Consider the following 15,469-nt stretch of genomic DNA (forward strand, 5'->3'; position numbering starts at 1 on the left):
GAATTCCTTGTTACAGCCAAGAACAAAGTGCTGATCCGAGGTGAGCCATGTCCAACGATGCAACAATGCGGAAGATGCCGGGTTCAAGTTCGGTGTCACTAGCCCAGCGCATCGAAGACCTGCGCAACCGGGAACCATCATACGTTACGCACGGAGATACGCTGATGTTGCAGGGAATGGCTGTCACGTCCTTGCGTGAACAGCGTCTGAGCGGAAATCTTATCCGGCTAGATGATTAAGAGCCGCCTCGAAACCCGGTTGCCACAACGAATTTTTCCGAACTGTCCGAGCGAGACGCCGGCGGTTTGACATGGGCGACTTTCTGGAATTTCTGCTTGAGCAACTTTTGCAGATCGCCCTCAGCCCCCCCAGCCAGAACCTTGGCAACAAAAGTGCCGCCTTCTTCCAGAACGTCAAAGGCGAAATAGGCGGCAGTTTCGCACAGCGCCATGATGCGCAGGTGATCGGTCTGCTTGTGCCCCGAAGATGCCGCCGCCATATCCGACATCACGACGTCTGCCTGGCCGCCCAGCCAGTCTTTGACCTTCTGGTCAGCGTCATCCTCCATGAAATCCAGAACGTGGATTTCGGCCCCGGCGATTGGTTCGACTTCTTGCAGGTCGATGCCCAGCACGGTTCCGATCCGTTTGCCTGACTTTTCGCCCAGCGCGTTCACGCGTTTGACCGCAACCTGACACCAACCGCCGGGCGCACAGCCCAGATCCACAACCCGCGCCCCGGGCACGAGAAAGCGGAATTTGTCGTCCAGTTCCAAAATCTTGTAAGCTGCGCGTCCCCGATAGCCTTCGGATTGCGCGCGTTTGACATACGGATCGTTCAATTGTCGTTCCAGCCAGCGGGTCGAGCTGAGCTTGCGCCCGCGTGCTGTCTTGACCTTGACCTTCAGGTCGCGTTGCCCGCGGCCCGAGTTGTTTTTTCCACTTGGTGTCTTCGCCATTAGAACGGTCCGTCTTCCAATACACCGTCCGCGCTCATCTGTGCGTAAAGCAGACCTTCGCGCAGCCCCCGGTCCGCCACCGAAAGGCGGTCAGTGGGCCAGCAACGGAGCAATGCCTGCAATATGGCCGAGCCGGACATGATCAGGGCTTGCCGGTCTTCACCAATGCGAGGGTCCCGGCGCCGCCCATGAGGGCCGAGTTCTAAATACCCGCGTATGACTTTGTCAATCTGATCGCTGGTCATGCGCAGCCCGTCCACTTTGGTTCGGTCATAGCGCTTGAGGCCCAGGTGCGATGCCGCCACAGTAGTGACCGTGCCGCTGGTGCCGACGATCTGAAACCCTTCGCGCGCCTGTTCGTCCTTGTAGGGGGCAAAGTCGGCAAGGTTTTCCTCGAAAAACCAACTCATCAACGCAAAACGGGCCGCGTCATCCTCAACATCATTGAACTGGTCCCGCAGCGTAGCTACGCCCAGCGGTACGCTGATCCAGTCAACGACCTTGGCTGCTGGAAAAGGGCTGTCGACAGTGTGAAACCCGTGATGCAGCCGCATGATGGCCGCGGGCCGGTCGCGGCGTGGAACGGACGAGATGTCGATCCAGACCAATTCGGTCGAGCCGCCTCCGATATCGACGACCAGCAACTGCTCGGTCTTGGTCGAAACCAGTGGGGCACAGGAAATCACCGCCAGACGGGCTTCTTCCTCGGGCTGTATGATCTCGAGCGTCAGGCCGGTTTCGCGCTTCACCTGTCGGATGAATTCGCGCGAGTTCTTGGCGCGGCGGCACGCCTCGGTCGCGATCAGACGCATCCGTTTGACCTTGTTGCGTTTTAGCTTTTGCTGACAGATTCGCAATGCCTGAACGGTACGCGACATCGACGCCCGCGACAGTCGTCCGGTGCGTTCCAGACCCGCGCCCAACTGCACGGATTTGGAGAAACTGTCGACCACATGGAACCCACTTCCCTTGGGCTGGGCTATCAACATGCGGCAACTATTTGTCCCCAGATCCAGTGCCGCATAAAGAGCATCCGGATCGGGTCTTGCCGGCGCGGGGCTTTCGACCGCTTTCGGGAACGCGCCCGCACCTTTGGGACGCTTGGGCGCCATCTTTACGCCCTCCGATTTTCGAGTTACCCCGACCCTAGGCGGGGGATTGCTGACGTGCAAGTGATTTCAATTTTGAAATTAACGCGCGTGTCACATGCCGTTCACAAAATGATGCGATCTCCATGGGCGAACCCACGTTCGGGTTTATCTATTAGCTCTCAGCCAGATACGGAGACCGCAATGAAAGATGAGCGCATCCTTTCCTTCGACGAATTCGATGAAGTCGTAAATCCGCGCCCAGACGAATGTGAATTTGATCGCGTTGTCGAACGCGCATTGTCCCGTCGCGGTTTTCTTGGCGGCGTTTTGGCAATGGGTAGTTTCACAGCTGTTGGTGGTTCGCTGATTCCTTCAGGGGCTCACGCGGTTTCGAACCGTTTCGCGTTTGAGGCGATTCCAGTGTCGACCGCGGACGAGGTCATTGTTCCCGCTGGTTACAAGGCCGAGGTCATGGTGCGCTGGGGCGATCCGCTTTGGTCGGACGCGCCAGAGTTCGATCACGCGACCCGGGGCACAGCCGCCAGCCAGGAACGCGCCTTTGGTGACAATACCGATGGTCAGGACATTTTCTTGCATGACGGTCACGTTCTGCTGGTTGTAAACAACGAATATACCAATCGTGACATCCTGTGGGGCAACAATCCGGACGCCAAGCCAGCATCCGATGACGACATCGCAAAGGGCATGATGGCGCATGGTGTCACGATCGTGGAAATCGCGAACACCGATGGCAAGTGGGGCATCGTTAAGGACAGCCCCTATAACCGCCGCGTTACACCGCAGACCGAAATGTCCATTACGGGTCCGGCCGCCGGTCATGACTTGATGAAAACGGCCGCCGATCCGTCCGGCACGACGTGCAAGGGAACATGGAACAATTGCGGAAATGGCGTGACACCGTGGGGCACGTATCTGGCTTGTGAAGAAAACTTCAATGGCTACTTCTCGGCCGAAGACGAAAATCACGAGGTCAATGCTGATCTGAAACGTTATGGCGTATCGTCAAAAGACTGGGGTTACGGTTGGGCCAAGATTGATGACCGGTTCGACGTCTCGAAAAACCCAAACGAACCGAACCGTGCTGGTTTTGTGGTTGAGATCGATCCGACTGATCCAACCTCGACTCCGCGAAAACTGACCGCTATGGGACGCTTCAAGCACGAAAACGCCGAAGTCATAGTGAACAATGACGGTCGCGTGGTCGTTTACATGGGCGATGATGAACGCGGCGAGTTTCTTTACCGCTTTGTCTCGGAAGGTGTTTATGCCGCTGGTGTGGACACAAACGCGCTGTTGGAACAAGGCACACTTTCGGTTGCCAAGTTCAACGACGATGGAACCGGTGAGTGGCTTGATCTGACGCCGGAAAGCACTGGCATGGCCTCGCAGGCCGAGATCAGCATCCACACCCGTCAGGCTGGTTCGGCGGTTGGAGCAACCACCATGGATCGTCCCGAGTGGGTTGCGGCTAATCCAAACGCGCCCGAGGTTTACTGTTGCTTGACCAACAACAAGAACCGTGGCGTTAAGCCGAATGCAGGGGGAGACGATACCTCGGCCAACGGCCCGAACCCGCGTGACAAGAATCACTACGGTCAGATCGTTCGCTGGCGCCCGGATGGCGGCGATCATGCTGCGGCTGGCTTTGGCTGGGATCTGTACGTGCTTGCAGGCAATCCCACCGTCCACCAAGACGCCTATGCCGGATCCGAGAACGTGAACGCCGACAATATGTTCAACTCACCCGACGGATTGAAGTTCGACAGCAACGGCTTGCTGTGGATTCAGACCGATGGCAATTATGGCAACGAAGGTGACTTCGCCGGGCAGGGCAACAACCAGATGCTGGCAGGCGACCCTGTCACCGGCGAAATCCGTCGTTTTCTGGTTGGCCCCAACGAATGCGAGGTCACCGGTCTCAGCTGGTCACCGGACCGTCGTACGATGTTTGTCGGTATTCAGCACCCGGGCGAAGACGGCAACAGCCACTGGCCTGAAGGCGGGGACTCGGTGCCGCGCTCGGCCATTATCGCCATTACGCGCGAAGATGGCGGTTTGGTCGGCTAAGGCCATTTGCTACATCAATTCTTGCCTCGGACGGTTTTTACCGTCCGAGGTTTTTCTTTTTCATGCAGCGCTTTCATAGAGACGATGAGAATTTTGATATGCGCGTTTTGCCAGAAACTGGGTAAAAGCCACGTACACCGCAGTGGGCACAAAACGTCGCTTGGAAAGCGTCGTGTGTCGAAAATCGACCGACCCAGGCCTACATTGAAGTTTAGAACCGGCCCATCGGGTTAGGAGGAATCACAGCAATGCCTGACGTCACCATCGTGTATTGGCGCGACATTCCCGCTCAGGTCATCGTCGGCAAAGGCCGTCGGGGCGCAAAGCGGCAGTTGGAAGAACGGTTTGAACAAGCCATCGACCGTGCGGCCATGAAGGTGAACGCCAAGGACAGTGATGCCTATCTGGCCGAATGGCGCAAAGCCGAACCTTTCGCGATTGAAGGCGATCCTGCCGAGATTGCCGAAGCCGAGGCTGTGCGTCTGGAAACGGAATACGATCAGGACCGCGTCAAAGCGCTGATCGCAAATGACGGTTGGGCATGAGCCCCAGACTTTATGGGAGGCCGAAATGGCTTTGCTGAACTTCAAGAAACGTGATGCGGTCGAAAGCGGCCCAGTAAATCCGACCGTCGAAGCCTTTTTGCAAGGCTATTCGATCGAGGTCATGCCGCGTACCGCCGAAAAGGTCGACGATTTCCGCGCGCTGCTGCCCGAGGGTACACGCGTTTATATCGCCCATATCGAGGGCACGCCCATCGAAGACATGGTCAAGACGGCCAAGCGAATTGCGGCGGAAGGTTACCCTGTCATGCCGCATTTTCCGGCACGCATCATCAAGGATGCGGCGACGTTGGAGAACTGGATCGCCATGTATCAGGGCGAAGCAGGCGTTGAACAGGCGCTGTTGCTGGCGGGCGGTGTCGCCAACCCGCACGGCGAGTTCGACAGCTCGATGCAGCTGCTGGAAACCGGTCTGTTTGACAAGGCGGGCTTCAAGCGCCTGCACGTGGCGGGTCACCCCGAAGGCAACAAGGACATCGACCCGGACGGTTCGACCAAGAACGTCGATGACGCGTTGCGCTGGAAGCAAAAGTTCAACGAGACCACGGATGCCGAAATGGCGCTGGCAACACAGTTCGCCTTTGACGCCAAGCCGATCATCGCCTGGGCCGACAGCCTGAAAGAAGCGGGCATCGATCTGCCGATCCATATCGGAATCGCGGGTCCGGCCAAGCTGCAAACCCTGATCAAATTCGCCATCGCGTGTGGCGTTGGGCCGTCTCTGAAGGTTCTGCAAAAGCGCGCCATGGATGTCTCCAAGCTGTTGCTGCCCTATGAGCCGACCGATGTCGTGACCGAACTGGCCAACCACAAGGCGGCCAACCCGGATTTCAACATCACGAACGTGCACTTCTTCCCGCTGGGCGGGATCAAGACCAACGCCAACTGGGCGATCAATAACGGCGGCGCTTCGGCAAAGCCTGTAAACTCCTAAGGAACGGACATGACCCGAACAGTCGTAGAATCAAAAACAAAAACAGCCGTCCTGGGCTTTGATGAACCGTTCTGCGTGATCGGTGAGCGGATCAACCCGACCGGCCGCAAGAAACTGGCCGCCGAGCTGGAAGCGGGCGACTTCTCGACCGTTGAGAAAGACGCCATTGCTCAGGTAGCGGCTGGCGCGACCGTTCTGGATATCAATGCGGGCGTTGTCTACAACTCGAACCCCAACCCGAACGAGACCGAACCACCGCTGATGCGCAAGATCGTCGAGCTGGTGCAGGGTCTGGTTGACGTGCCGCTGTGTATCGACTCGTCGGTTCCGGGCGCGCTGGAAGCCGGTCTTGAGGCGGCTGAAGGTCGTCCGCTGCTGAATTCGGTCACCGGTGAAGAAGAGCGTCTGGAACTGGTTCTGCCGCTGGTCAAAAAGTACAACGTACCGGTCGTGGCGATCTCGAACGATGACACTGGTATTTCGGAAGACCCCGATGTGCGCTTTGACGTCGCCAAGAAGATCGTCGAACGCGCTGCCGATTTCGGCATCCCTGCACATGACATCGTGGTTGACCCGCTGGTCATGCCCATCGGTGCGATGGCGACCGCCGGTCAGCAAGTATTCGCGCTGGTCCGTCGTCTGCGCGAAGAACTGGGCGTGAACACCACCTGCGGAGCGTCCAACATCTCGTTCGGTCTGCCGAACCGTCACGGCATCAACAACGCGTTCCTGCCGATGGCGATGGGCGCGGGCATGACCTCGGCCATCATGAACCCGGTGGCTCTGCCGGTGACGCAGGCAAAAATCGCCGAGAAAAAAGAGGCCGTTGCCGCGGCGGGCATCATCCTGCCCGAAGGCATGGATGACGAGGCGTTCGTGCAGATGTTCGGCCTGGGCTCCACCAAGCCGCGCGCCGGCAAAGAGATGGAGGCCATCCGCGCCGCCAACCTGCTGACCAACAACGACCCGCATGGCGGCGAGTGGATCCGGTTCAACAAAGCACCGGACGAAGCGGGTGCCGCAGGACCCGTAGGTGGACGTCGCGGTGGTGGCCGTCGGCGCCGCGCCTGATCTGAACGACACAGACTGCAAAGGCCGGGCTCAGCGCCCGGCCTTTTGCATTTGACCCTGATCAATGTCGAATTTGCAGAAGGTTTCAGAATACCCTGATCCAGGATGCATTGATCAGGTGGCAGCATGAGCAAACATCACCCCCCAAAACTCTCGGATGCGGATCTGACCAGGAAACTGAACAAAAAGGTCTACTTCGATAAGCTGATCGAATTGCAGACACGATTGGCCAGAATTCAGCAAGCCTATCTGTTTCATGGGCTCAAGGGCGTGTTGGTGTTCGAAGGGTGGGACGCTGCCGGAAAAGGGGGGACCATTCGCCGGATCAGTCAGGCCCTGGACCCGCGCAGCTTCAAGGTTTGGCCGATCGGTGCGCCCCGGAACTACTATCTCAACCGGCATTATCTGTTGCGTTTCTGGGAACGCCTGCCGCCTTCGGGTGCGATTTCCGCTTTCGACCGCAGCTGGTATGGCCGAGTTTTGGTTGAGCGGATCGAAAAGCTGACCCCGGAAACACGCTGGCGGGCCGCGTATCAGGAAATCAATGATTTCGAACGAATGCTGGTCGATGACGGGACTCGAATCGTGAAACTGTTCTTCCACATTTCACAGGAAGAGCAGATGCGCCGATTTACCGAACGGCTGACCAACCCGATGAAACGCTGGAAGCTGACTTATGAAGATTTCAGAAACCGCGAAAAATGGGATGTCGCAGAGGTGGCCGTGGATGAAATGCTGGCACGGACGTCTACGGAAGTTGCCCCTTGGCACGTGATCCCGTCCAACAACAAGAAATATGCCAGGATTACGGCCATGAAGGCTATTGTCGAGGCGTTTTCGGAAGGGGTTGATCTGAACCCCCAGCATCTGGATCGCCGTACTTTGGAAGCAGCGGGCAAGACCTTGGCCGTCGACCAGTCCCTGATTGACAGCCTGCGGGCCCGAACCGAGTAAGAACCCGAAAAAGGTTGGTTACGATCCGGGTTGAACGTCTGGATGTTCTGGTGTTATTTCATCTGACAAGGCGGGTATGATGTAATGGTAGCCTGTCAGCTTCCCAAGCTGAACGCGCGGGTTCGATTCCCGCTACCCGCTCCAATTTGGACTGTAAGGCTTTGTTAATTAATCAAAAAGGTGACGTTGCGTGGCTTAGCCACCGCCTTTACGGATCTAGCTGGCACGTGTTTCCACGGATCTGCTCAACGGGCTTGCAAAGCCGGTTCTAGCTGTTGAGGCCAAGCAAGGACTCTCTGCCAACGATGTGCGTCGGCAGTTCAACAGATTTGCCCGGTGCGTCGGATTCGATCATCTGAATCAGCGCCTGAGCAGCCTTGCGTCCCATGTCACGATGAGGAACATGGACAGTTGTCAGCGCAGGGGCGACAATGCGCGCTAGCTCGATATCATCAAATCCGGTGATCGATACATCTTCGGGCACCCGAAGTCCCATCTGCTGAGCTTGCCGTACCGCACCGACGGCCAGAACGTCGTTGCCGCACAACACCGCGGTCGGCGGGTTGTCATTCGACATGAGACGCTTGAACGCATCGGCGCCGTTTTCAATCTCGTACGAGGTTTCGATCACGGCCAGTTCATCCTGCGACAGTCCATGTCGGGACATCGCGTCTTTTATCCCCTGGATCCTAAGACGCGCACGGTCGTTGCCTTTGCTGATGCCTGAAATCGTTGCCAGGCGTGTGTGGCCCAATTCGATGATCTTGCTTGTCAAAGCCTCCATCGCCCGTCTGTTGTCAAACCCGACGGACGGTATTGGTTCGTCTGGCAGGAAAGACCACGCTACAAGGGCCGGCACTTTTCGCTTTTCGAGATAGTCGTAGATTTGCACGTCCCGGTCATGCCCGATCAGCAACAGCCCGTCCACGCCCCGTGCAACCAGCGTTCGGATCTGATCTTCTTCTGCGGCCGGCTGGTAGGCCGAGCTGGAGACCAGCAAGGTGTAGCCCTGTTTGTGGATCTCCTCTTGGAACGCCTGCAACCCCCTTGCAAAGATTGCATTTTCCATCGTCGGAATTATCGCACCTATCGTGAAAGAACGCCGTGCAGCCATCACTCGGGCCGCAAAGTTCGGCGTGTAGCCAAGGGTGTCTACGGCAGACAGAACACGTTTCCGCGTAGCCTCGACCACCTGTTGCGGGGTGTTCAGGCACCGTGACACGGTGGCAGTTGAAACGCCTGCTGCCTTGGCAACGTCATCCAGCGTCGGTGCGGACCGATGTTTTGACATTCTCGAACTCTCAATTCCGGTTCGCCTAAGTTAGTCGCATTTTTCCAGGGATGAAAGCGTTTATGTAAGCGCTTGCATTTGTGATGTAAGCGCTTACAAAGGTATCTGAGCCGATTCTGAAGGGAGTCCCGGAAATGTATCTCGCTGCATCAGTCATCGTTTTTGCGATCTATTTCGCAAATGTCGCTTTGGGTGCTTTTGCGAGCAGCGCGTTTCTTGGCGACGTTGGAGAGATGTTGGTTCTGTTCGCGGCTTCGATCCTGTTCGTTGTCGCAATTCTGAAAAAGGAAGCTGACCGGGACGCACAAGACGGCAGCTGAACTTTTGCTTGGGAGGGCAATTGATGAAAACCGACAAGACCGAACTGGCATCGGCCGAGCGCCGCAATTTTCTGAAACTGAGCGCCAGTGGCGCATTCACAGCCGCATTGGTCGCTGGGGCAGGGGGCGTTTTGTGGTCTTCCGAGGCCGCCGCGCAGACCGCGAAGGAAGAAAGCGAGCGTGAAAAGGCCGCAGATCACGTGATGACGGTGGCCACGGCTTATGTGCTTGGCGCGTCGCGCAGCTATCCGATCATGCAGCTGGACCTAAAGGAAAACATTCAGAACGCCACCAACGGCAAGGTCTATGTCAAACTGGCCCCCGGCGGTCAGCTTGGTGCAGGCGGCGCGCTGGTGCAGAAAGTGCAGGGCGGTACCATCCAGGCCGCGCAGCATTCGCTGTCGAATTTCGCGCCGTTCGCGTCGACAGTCGACCTGATCAACATGCCGTACCTGTGTGGCTCGAACCAGCGTTTCACCAACCTCGTCCATTCGGACACATGGAAAAGTGAGGTTCACCCCAAGGTCGAAGCGGCAGGGTTCAAGGCTCTGTTCTATGTGAACATCGACCCGCGGGTGGTTGCGGTTCGTCAGGGCGGCAATGCCGTGCTCACACCCGGTGATATGAGCGGGATCAAGTTCCGCGTGCCGGGATCGAAGATGCTGCAACAATACTACCGGATGGTCGGCGCCAACCCGACACCCGTTGCCTGGGGCGAGACCCCCTCGGCCATCAAGCAGGGCGTTGCGGATGCGCTCGATCCTTCGGTTGGCGCGCTCTATGTCTTTGGGTTCAAGGACATACTCAGCCATGTGACCTTCACGCAGGCGGTGCCGGACAGCCAAGTTTATTCCTGCAACCTGGAATGGTTCAACTCGATGCCGGCTGATGTGCAGGAAGGCATCATGTGGGGGTCGGAAATGACCAGCCATCAGAACCTGTCCAAGGTTCCGTCGGCCCGCGCCTATGCCATGGCCGAGTTGAACAAGGCCGGGGTGCAGTTCCACTCGCTCAGTGACGACCAACTGGCGGAATGGCAGGATGCCGGCGGGTATCAGAACGCCGATTGGGATCCGTTCAAGACAGAACTGGCCGGATCGATGGAAAACTTCGAAAAGCTGGTCGAAGCCGCGGGTACTCAGGGCAAATACTACGTCCACGACGCCTAAGGCCCAAGCCGTGGGCGCCAGACAGGCGTCCACGAACTTTACTTTCAGTCAGCCCGACGACAACCCGCCACGTCAGGCGCGGGTCAGGCTGTCCCTGCGCCGGAGGATCAGATGACCATTCTTCAAAACATAGACCGAAACGCAGAGCGCTGGTTGCTGCTGGTGTTCTACGTGATGCTGGTGATTACCATGGCCATCGAAGTGCTGCGGCGCGAGATTTTTGCTTATTCGTCGATCTGGGGCGAGGAAATCGTTCGGTATTCCTTCATCTATCTGGCCTGGATCGGTGCCGCGGCTGCGGTGAAAGAGCGGGCGCATATCCGGATCGATGTGATCATGCATTACATCGGACCACGCCCCAAGGCGGTGCTGTATATTTTCGGCGATCTCGTGATGTTCGGCGTGGCGATCATCGCGCTCTACTGGTCGTATGAGGCGGTTCATGTCTCGGCCAAGTTCGGCTCGGTCACGGATGGTCTTCGGGTCTCGAAAGTCTGGTTCCTTATGGCGGTGCCCGCCGGATTCGCCCTGATGATATGGCGGCTGATCCAATCTTTCCTGCGTGACGTGAAATCGCTTCGGGACGGCACCCCCGTCTTCGAAGGCGACAAGCTGTTTGACTGAGGAGAACACGAATGCTTTGGAATTCCCTCAATCAAACCGTTGAACTGGGCTGGGATTTTTACCTGCCGGTGATCCTGTTCGTAGGCCTGATCGCCTTGGCCGTGCCCGTTTGGGCCGCCATTGGCACAGCGGCGATCGTGATGCTGATCATGTCCGGTGATCTGCCCCTCAGCCTGGTCGGAGAAAGCCTGTTCACAGGTATCGACGCATTTGCCCTGACCGCTGTTCCGTTGTTCATTCTGACCGGAGACGTTCTGGTGCGGACCGGTCTGTCGCGCAAATTCCTGGACGTGGCCGAGGCGCTGACATGCTTTGCCAAGGGCGGGTTCGGGTCGGCCACGGTTCTGGTCTGCGGCATGTTTGCCGCGATTTCAGGGTCGGATGCTGCCGGGGCGGCTGCGGTGGGTCGCATGACCATCAACCGGCTGGTGGAAAGCGGATATCCGCGCCCCTATGCCTGTGCTCTGGTTGCGGCTGGTGCCTGTACCGGCATCCTGATCCCGCCTTCGATCGCCTATATCATCATCGGCCTCGTGCTGGGTATTTCCGCCTCGACCCTGTTCCTTGCAGCCTTGATCCCGGGTCTGGCCATCCTGGTGTCGATCCTGATCACCAACATCATCATGAACCGTCTTTATGCCTATGAGGGTGGCGGCATGATGACCATGGGGGAATGGCTGGCCAATCTGGGCAAGGCGCTGAAATCGGGCTGGTACGCGTTCATTGTGCCGGGGATCATTTTCTACGGCATCTTCTCAGGTCGCCTGACCCCGACTGAAGCCGGCGCAACGGCCGTTGTCGTCACCATAATCATGGGTTTTATCCTGCGCACCCTGACGCTGGCAGATTTTCCATCGATGCTGGTCAGTTCGGCCAAGGTGAACGGAGTCATCCTGCCGATCATCGCCTTCTCGGCACCTTTGGCCGAAGCACTTGCGATCATGGGTGTTCCGCAGGGGTTCGTGGCCTCGGTCACGTCGCTGACCGATGATCCCTATCTGTTGATCTTGCTGATGATCGGCATCCTGATCGCAGCAGGCTGCGTGATGGAGACAACGCCGAACATCGTGATCCTGGCACCAATCCTAAAACCGCTGGCCGACAATATCGGCATGAACGAGATTCAGTTCTGCATCATGATGATCACCGCGTTGGGTGTGGGCTTTATCACGCCGCCGCTGGGACTTAACCTGTTCGTCGTATCTGGCATTACCGGTGAGTCCATTCTGAAGATTGCCGCCCGGGCCGTTCCTTTCGTACTGACCATGCTGATCGTGGTGATCCTGATTGCCTACGTGCCTGCTGTGTCGACCACCCTGCTTCCTGAAATCTACCAATAGGACCTGCTGAAAATGCCTCGTGAATATTTGAAAAAGGCGACTCTCACCGCTCAATCGCATGCCTCTGAGGTGCATGATACGGTCAAGACCATCCTTGCCGACATCGAGGCGGGTGGCGACGACAAAGCACTGGAATATGCCCTCAAGTTCGACAAGTACGAAGGAAATGTCCTGATGACGCAGGACGAGATTGATGCGGCCATCGTACAGGTGCCGGAAAAACTGAAGGCCGATATACGCTTTGCCCACGACAACGTCCGTCGCTTTGCCGAGACGCAGAAGGCCACCGTGTCGGACGTACAGATGGAGATCGTTCCCGGTTTTGTTGCGGGGCAAAAGGCGATCCCGGTGGATGCAGCAGGATGCTATGTTCCCGGTGGGCGCTACAGCCATATCGCCAGCGCGATTATGACGGTGACAACGGCCAAGGTCGCCGGATGCCGTCATATCACGGCCTGTTCTCCGCCCCGTCCGGGCGAGGGCGTGGCGCCAGCGATTGTCTATGCCGCGCATATTTGCGGAGCCGACAGCATTCTGGCCATGGGCGGTGTGCAGGGCGTGGCCGCCATGACCTATGGTTTGTTCGGTTTGCCGCGCGCCAATATCCTTGTGGGGCCGGGAAACCAGTTCGTGGCCGAGGCCAAACGCATCCTGTACGGCAAGGTTGGTATCGACATGATTGCGGGTCCGACCGACAGCCTGATCCTTGCCGACAGTTCCGCGGACGCCCACGTGGTGGCAACCGATCTGGTTAGTCAGGCCGAGCACGGGTACAATTCGCCCGTCTGGCTGGTGACGGATGATCGCGACCTTGCGCAGAAAGTCATGGAGCTGGTTCCGGTTTTGATCGATGATCTGCCAGAGCTGAACCGGGAAAACGCCTCGGCCGCGTGGCGCGACTATGCCGAAGTCATTGTCTGTTCCGACCGCGAAGAGATGGCCGCCTGTTCCGATGAATATGCGCCCGAGCACCTGACGGTTCAGGCCGAGGATCTGGATTGGTGGCTGGATCGCCTGACCTGCTATGGTTCGCTGTTCCTGGGTGAGGAAACCACCGTGTCCTACGGGGACAAGGCAACCGGAACGAACCATGTTCTGCCGACTTCGGGTGCGGCCAGTTACACCGGCGGTTTGAGTGTTCACAAATACATGAAGATCGTCACCTGGCAGCGGGCTACACGTGAAGGATCGAAATCGATCGCAGAAGCTACCGCACGGATTTCCCGACTGGAAGGTATGGAAGGTCACGCTCGCGCAGCGGATGTGCGTCTGGCCAAGTATTTCCCGGATGAACAGTTCGATCTGACCGCTGATGGATGACCCGCGCACATTGTTTGACCTGACGGGCCGGGTGGCCTGTATCACCGGCGCCAGTTCGGGGCTGGGGCGGCAGGTGGCGCGGACACTTGCCGCGGCCGGCGCGCGTGTTGTCGGCGTGGCGCGGCGCGGCGACGCTTTGGCGCAGATGCAGGCTGAAATCGGCGAACACGCAGAAGCCGTTGTTGCTGATGTCGCGGATCGAGCCGGAATCGGCGGGCTGGTGCAGGTGATCAATTCCAAGTTCGGCGCACCGGATATTTTGGTGCACGCGGCCGGGGTTAACACGCGTGAGCCCGCCGACGAGGTGACACCTGATGGCTGGGATGCCACGCTTGCCCTGAACCTCAGCGCGCCGTTTTTCCTCAGCCAGGCGATGGTGCCCGAAATGAAGAAAAAGGGGTGGGGGCGCATCGTCAATTTCGCCTCGCTGCAAACGACGCGGGCCTTTCCGGGCGGCATTGCCTATGGGGCCACCAAGGCCGGGATCGCGCAATTGACCCGTGCCATGGCCGAAGCCTGGTCGCCCTTTGGCATTACCGCCAACGCAATCGGTCCGGGGTTCTTTCCGACCGAGCTGACCCAAGCCGTGTTTGACGACCCCCAGCGCGCGGAACGCAACGCCGCTCAAACCTGCATAGGGCGCAATGGGCGGATGCAGGATATCGACGGGCCGATCCTGTTTTTGTGCTCGAACGCGTCCGGCTATGTCACGGGGCAGGTTCTTATGGTTGATGGAGGGTTCACAGCCAAATGAAGGCACTGGTTTACCAAGGAGTGGAACAGATGGTGTTCGGTGATGTGCCGGATGCCGAGGCCGGTCCGTCCGAGCATTTGATCCGGATCGAAGCGGTCGGCATCTGCGGCTCGGACATGCACGCCTATCTGGGCCATGATGCCCGCCGTCCGGCTCCGCTGATCCTGGGGCACGAGGCGGCCGGTGTGATTGTTGACGGGATACGTGCCGGTGATCGTGTCACGATCAATCCGCTGGTAAGCTGCGGGCAATGCGCAGCCTGCCTTGCCGGCCGGGAAAACCTGTGCCCGGATCGCCAGATCATCTCGATGCCTCCGCGCGAAGGGGCGTTTGCTCAATACGTTACAATGCCTGCCAGCAATCTTGTTGAAGTACCTGAGGATGTTTCGTTTGCCAAAGCCGCGCTGGCGGAACCGCTTGCCGTCAGCTGGCATACGGTCCGGTTGGGGATCGAGGCTCTGCATCCTGCAATGGACCGTCGCGCACTGGTGATCGGCGGCGGGGCCATCGGCCTTGCGGCGGCATTGGCCTTGCGGGCAATGGGCGTTGACGATGTGACCATCGCGGAACCAAACCAGCTGCGTCGCAACTACCTAGCGAAAATCGAAAGCTTTGCGCTGGTGGAGTCAGCCAAAGGGACTTACCCGTTGGTCATAGATGCCGTGGGGTACGCTGCGACGCGGTCGGTTGCCTCGGCCAAGGCCGAACCGGGCGGCGTGATCGCGCATGTGGGTTTGGGTGAGGATACCGGTGGTCTGGATATTCGCCGGATGACCTTGCAGGAAATCACATTCATAGGGACTTACACATACACCACCAAAGACTTTCGCCAGACGGCTCAGGCGATCTTTGACGGGCGGCTGGGGGCTCTGGACTGGATAGAAGAACGCGCTCTGGCCGACGGAGCGCAAGCGTTTTGCGATATCCGGTCTGGCGCCGTGGCCGCACCGAAGATTATCCTGAGACCCTGGGGATAGAACTGACAGAACTGG

The 15,469-nt window shown here is 58.2% G+C and carries 16 protein-coding genes and 1 tRNA gene; 14 read left to right on the plus strand and 3 right to left on the minus strand.

The features are described from left to right. Positions 1-47 precede the first annotated feature (47 nt). On the plus strand, positions 48-239 hold the full coding sequence (locus GS605_RS04880) for a hypothetical protein (protein WP_171723236.1): 192 nt from the start codon (positions 48-50) through the stop codon (positions 237-239). On the opposite strand, the gene GS605_RS04885 is transcribed toward GS605_RS04880, so the two are convergent. Next, positions 236-958, minus strand: a complete 723-nt coding sequence (locus GS605_RS04885) for an RlmE family RNA methyltransferase (RefSeq protein WP_171723237.1) — start codon at positions 956-958, stop codon at positions 236-238. The two genes, GS605_RS04880 and GS605_RS04885, sit on opposite strands and share 4 nt — an antisense overlap. Further along, entirely contained in the window at positions 958-2,070 is a 1,113-nt protein-coding gene (locus GS605_RS04890; protein WP_171115826.1) for a Ppx/GppA phosphatase family protein, read from the minus strand. The genes GS605_RS04885 and GS605_RS04890 overlap by 1 nt, the downstream gene beginning before the upstream one ends. 180 nt (positions 2,071-2,250) lie before the next feature. Here GS605_RS04890 and GS605_RS04895 point away from each other — a divergent pair, with 180 nt between their 5' ends. The 6 genes from GS605_RS04895 (at position 2,251) to GS605_RS04920 (ending at position 7,803) form a co-directional block, all read left to right on the plus strand. After that, a complete protein-coding gene (locus GS605_RS04895) occupies positions 2,251-4,137 on the plus strand; it encodes a PhoX family phosphatase (protein ID WP_171723238.1) in 1,887 nt (628 codons plus the stop codon). Between the two features lie 248 nt (positions 4,138-4,385). Next, positions 4,386-4,682 (plus strand): virulence factor, encoded by a 297-nt coding sequence (locus tag GS605_RS04900; protein ID WP_171632330.1) that lies wholly within the window; start codon positions 4,386-4,388, stop codon positions 4,680-4,682. A 25-nt stretch (positions 4,683-4,707) separates the two neighbouring features. Then, entirely contained in the window at positions 4,708-5,634 is a 927-nt protein-coding gene (locus tag GS605_RS04905) for a methylenetetrahydrofolate reductase (protein WP_171328330.1), read from the plus strand. 9 nt (positions 5,635-5,643) lie between these two features. Then, a complete protein-coding gene (locus GS605_RS04910) occupies positions 5,644-6,705 on the plus strand; it encodes a methyltetrahydrofolate cobalamin methyltransferase (protein WP_171632332.1) in 1,062 nt (353 codons plus the stop codon). Between the two features lie 126 nt (positions 6,706-6,831). Beyond that, entirely contained in the window at positions 6,832-7,659 is an 828-nt protein-coding gene (locus tag GS605_RS04915; RefSeq protein ID WP_171723239.1) for a polyphosphate kinase 2 family protein, read from the plus strand. A gap of 70 nt (positions 7,660-7,729) precedes the next feature. After that, positions 7,730-7,803: transfer RNA gene (locus GS605_RS04920), tRNA-Gly, on the plus strand. Positions 7,804-7,927: 124 nt separating this feature from the next. Here the strand turns inward: GS605_RS04920 and GS605_RS04925 are convergent. Then, a complete protein-coding gene (locus GS605_RS04925; protein WP_171723240.1) occupies positions 7,928-8,950 on the minus strand; it encodes a LacI family DNA-binding transcriptional regulator in 1,023 nt (340 codons plus the stop codon). Between the two features lie 134 nt (positions 8,951-9,084). On the opposite strand from GS605_RS04925, the gene GS605_RS04930 reads away from it, so the two are divergent. From GS605_RS04930 to GS605_RS04960, 7 genes are all read left to right on the plus strand, one after another. Continuing rightward, complete coding sequence (locus tag GS605_RS04930; RefSeq protein ID WP_171115836.1) at positions 9,085-9,270, plus strand: hypothetical protein; 186 nt, start codon at positions 9,085-9,087, stop codon at positions 9,268-9,270. Between the two features lie 23 nt (positions 9,271-9,293). Beyond that, a complete protein-coding gene (locus GS605_RS04935; protein ID WP_171632341.1) occupies positions 9,294-10,439 on the plus strand; it encodes a TRAP transporter substrate-binding protein in 1,146 nt (381 codons plus the stop codon). Positions 10,440-10,550: 111 nt separating this feature from the next. Further along, positions 10,551-11,063 carry a TRAP transporter small permease gene (locus GS605_RS04940; RefSeq protein ID WP_171115839.1) on the plus strand — a complete coding sequence of 171 codons (513 nt, stop codon included), beginning with the start codon at positions 10,551-10,553 and terminating at the stop codon, positions 11,061-11,063. 11 nt (positions 11,064-11,074) lie between these two features. Continuing rightward, entirely contained in the window at positions 11,075-12,403 is a 1,329-nt protein-coding gene (locus GS605_RS04945) for a TRAP transporter large permease (RefSeq protein WP_152458037.1), read from the plus strand. A 12-nt stretch (positions 12,404-12,415) separates the two neighbouring features. Beyond that, on the plus strand, positions 12,416-13,723 hold the full coding sequence (hisD, locus tag GS605_RS04950; protein WP_171632344.1) for a histidinol dehydrogenase: 1,308 nt from the start codon (positions 12,416-12,418) through the stop codon (positions 13,721-13,723). After that, positions 13,716-14,477, plus strand: coding sequence for an SDR family NAD(P)-dependent oxidoreductase (locus tag GS605_RS04955; protein ID WP_171723241.1), 762 nt, complete (start codon positions 13,716-13,718; stop codon positions 14,475-14,477). The genes hisD and GS605_RS04955 overlap by 8 nt, the downstream gene beginning before the upstream one ends. Beyond that, positions 14,474-15,454: a zinc-binding dehydrogenase gene (locus tag GS605_RS04960; RefSeq protein ID WP_171723242.1), complete on the plus strand. Its 981-nt coding sequence runs from the start codon at positions 14,474-14,476 to the stop codon at positions 15,452-15,454. Before GS605_RS04955 ends, GS605_RS04960 begins: the two co-directional genes overlap by 4 nt. Positions 15,455-15,469: the final 15 nt, after the last annotated feature.

The sequence above is a fragment of the Ruegeria sp. HKCCD7559 genome (assembly GCF_013110575.1).
Classification (GTDB): domain Bacteria; phylum Pseudomonadota; class Alphaproteobacteria; order Rhodobacterales; family Rhodobacteraceae; genus Ruegeria.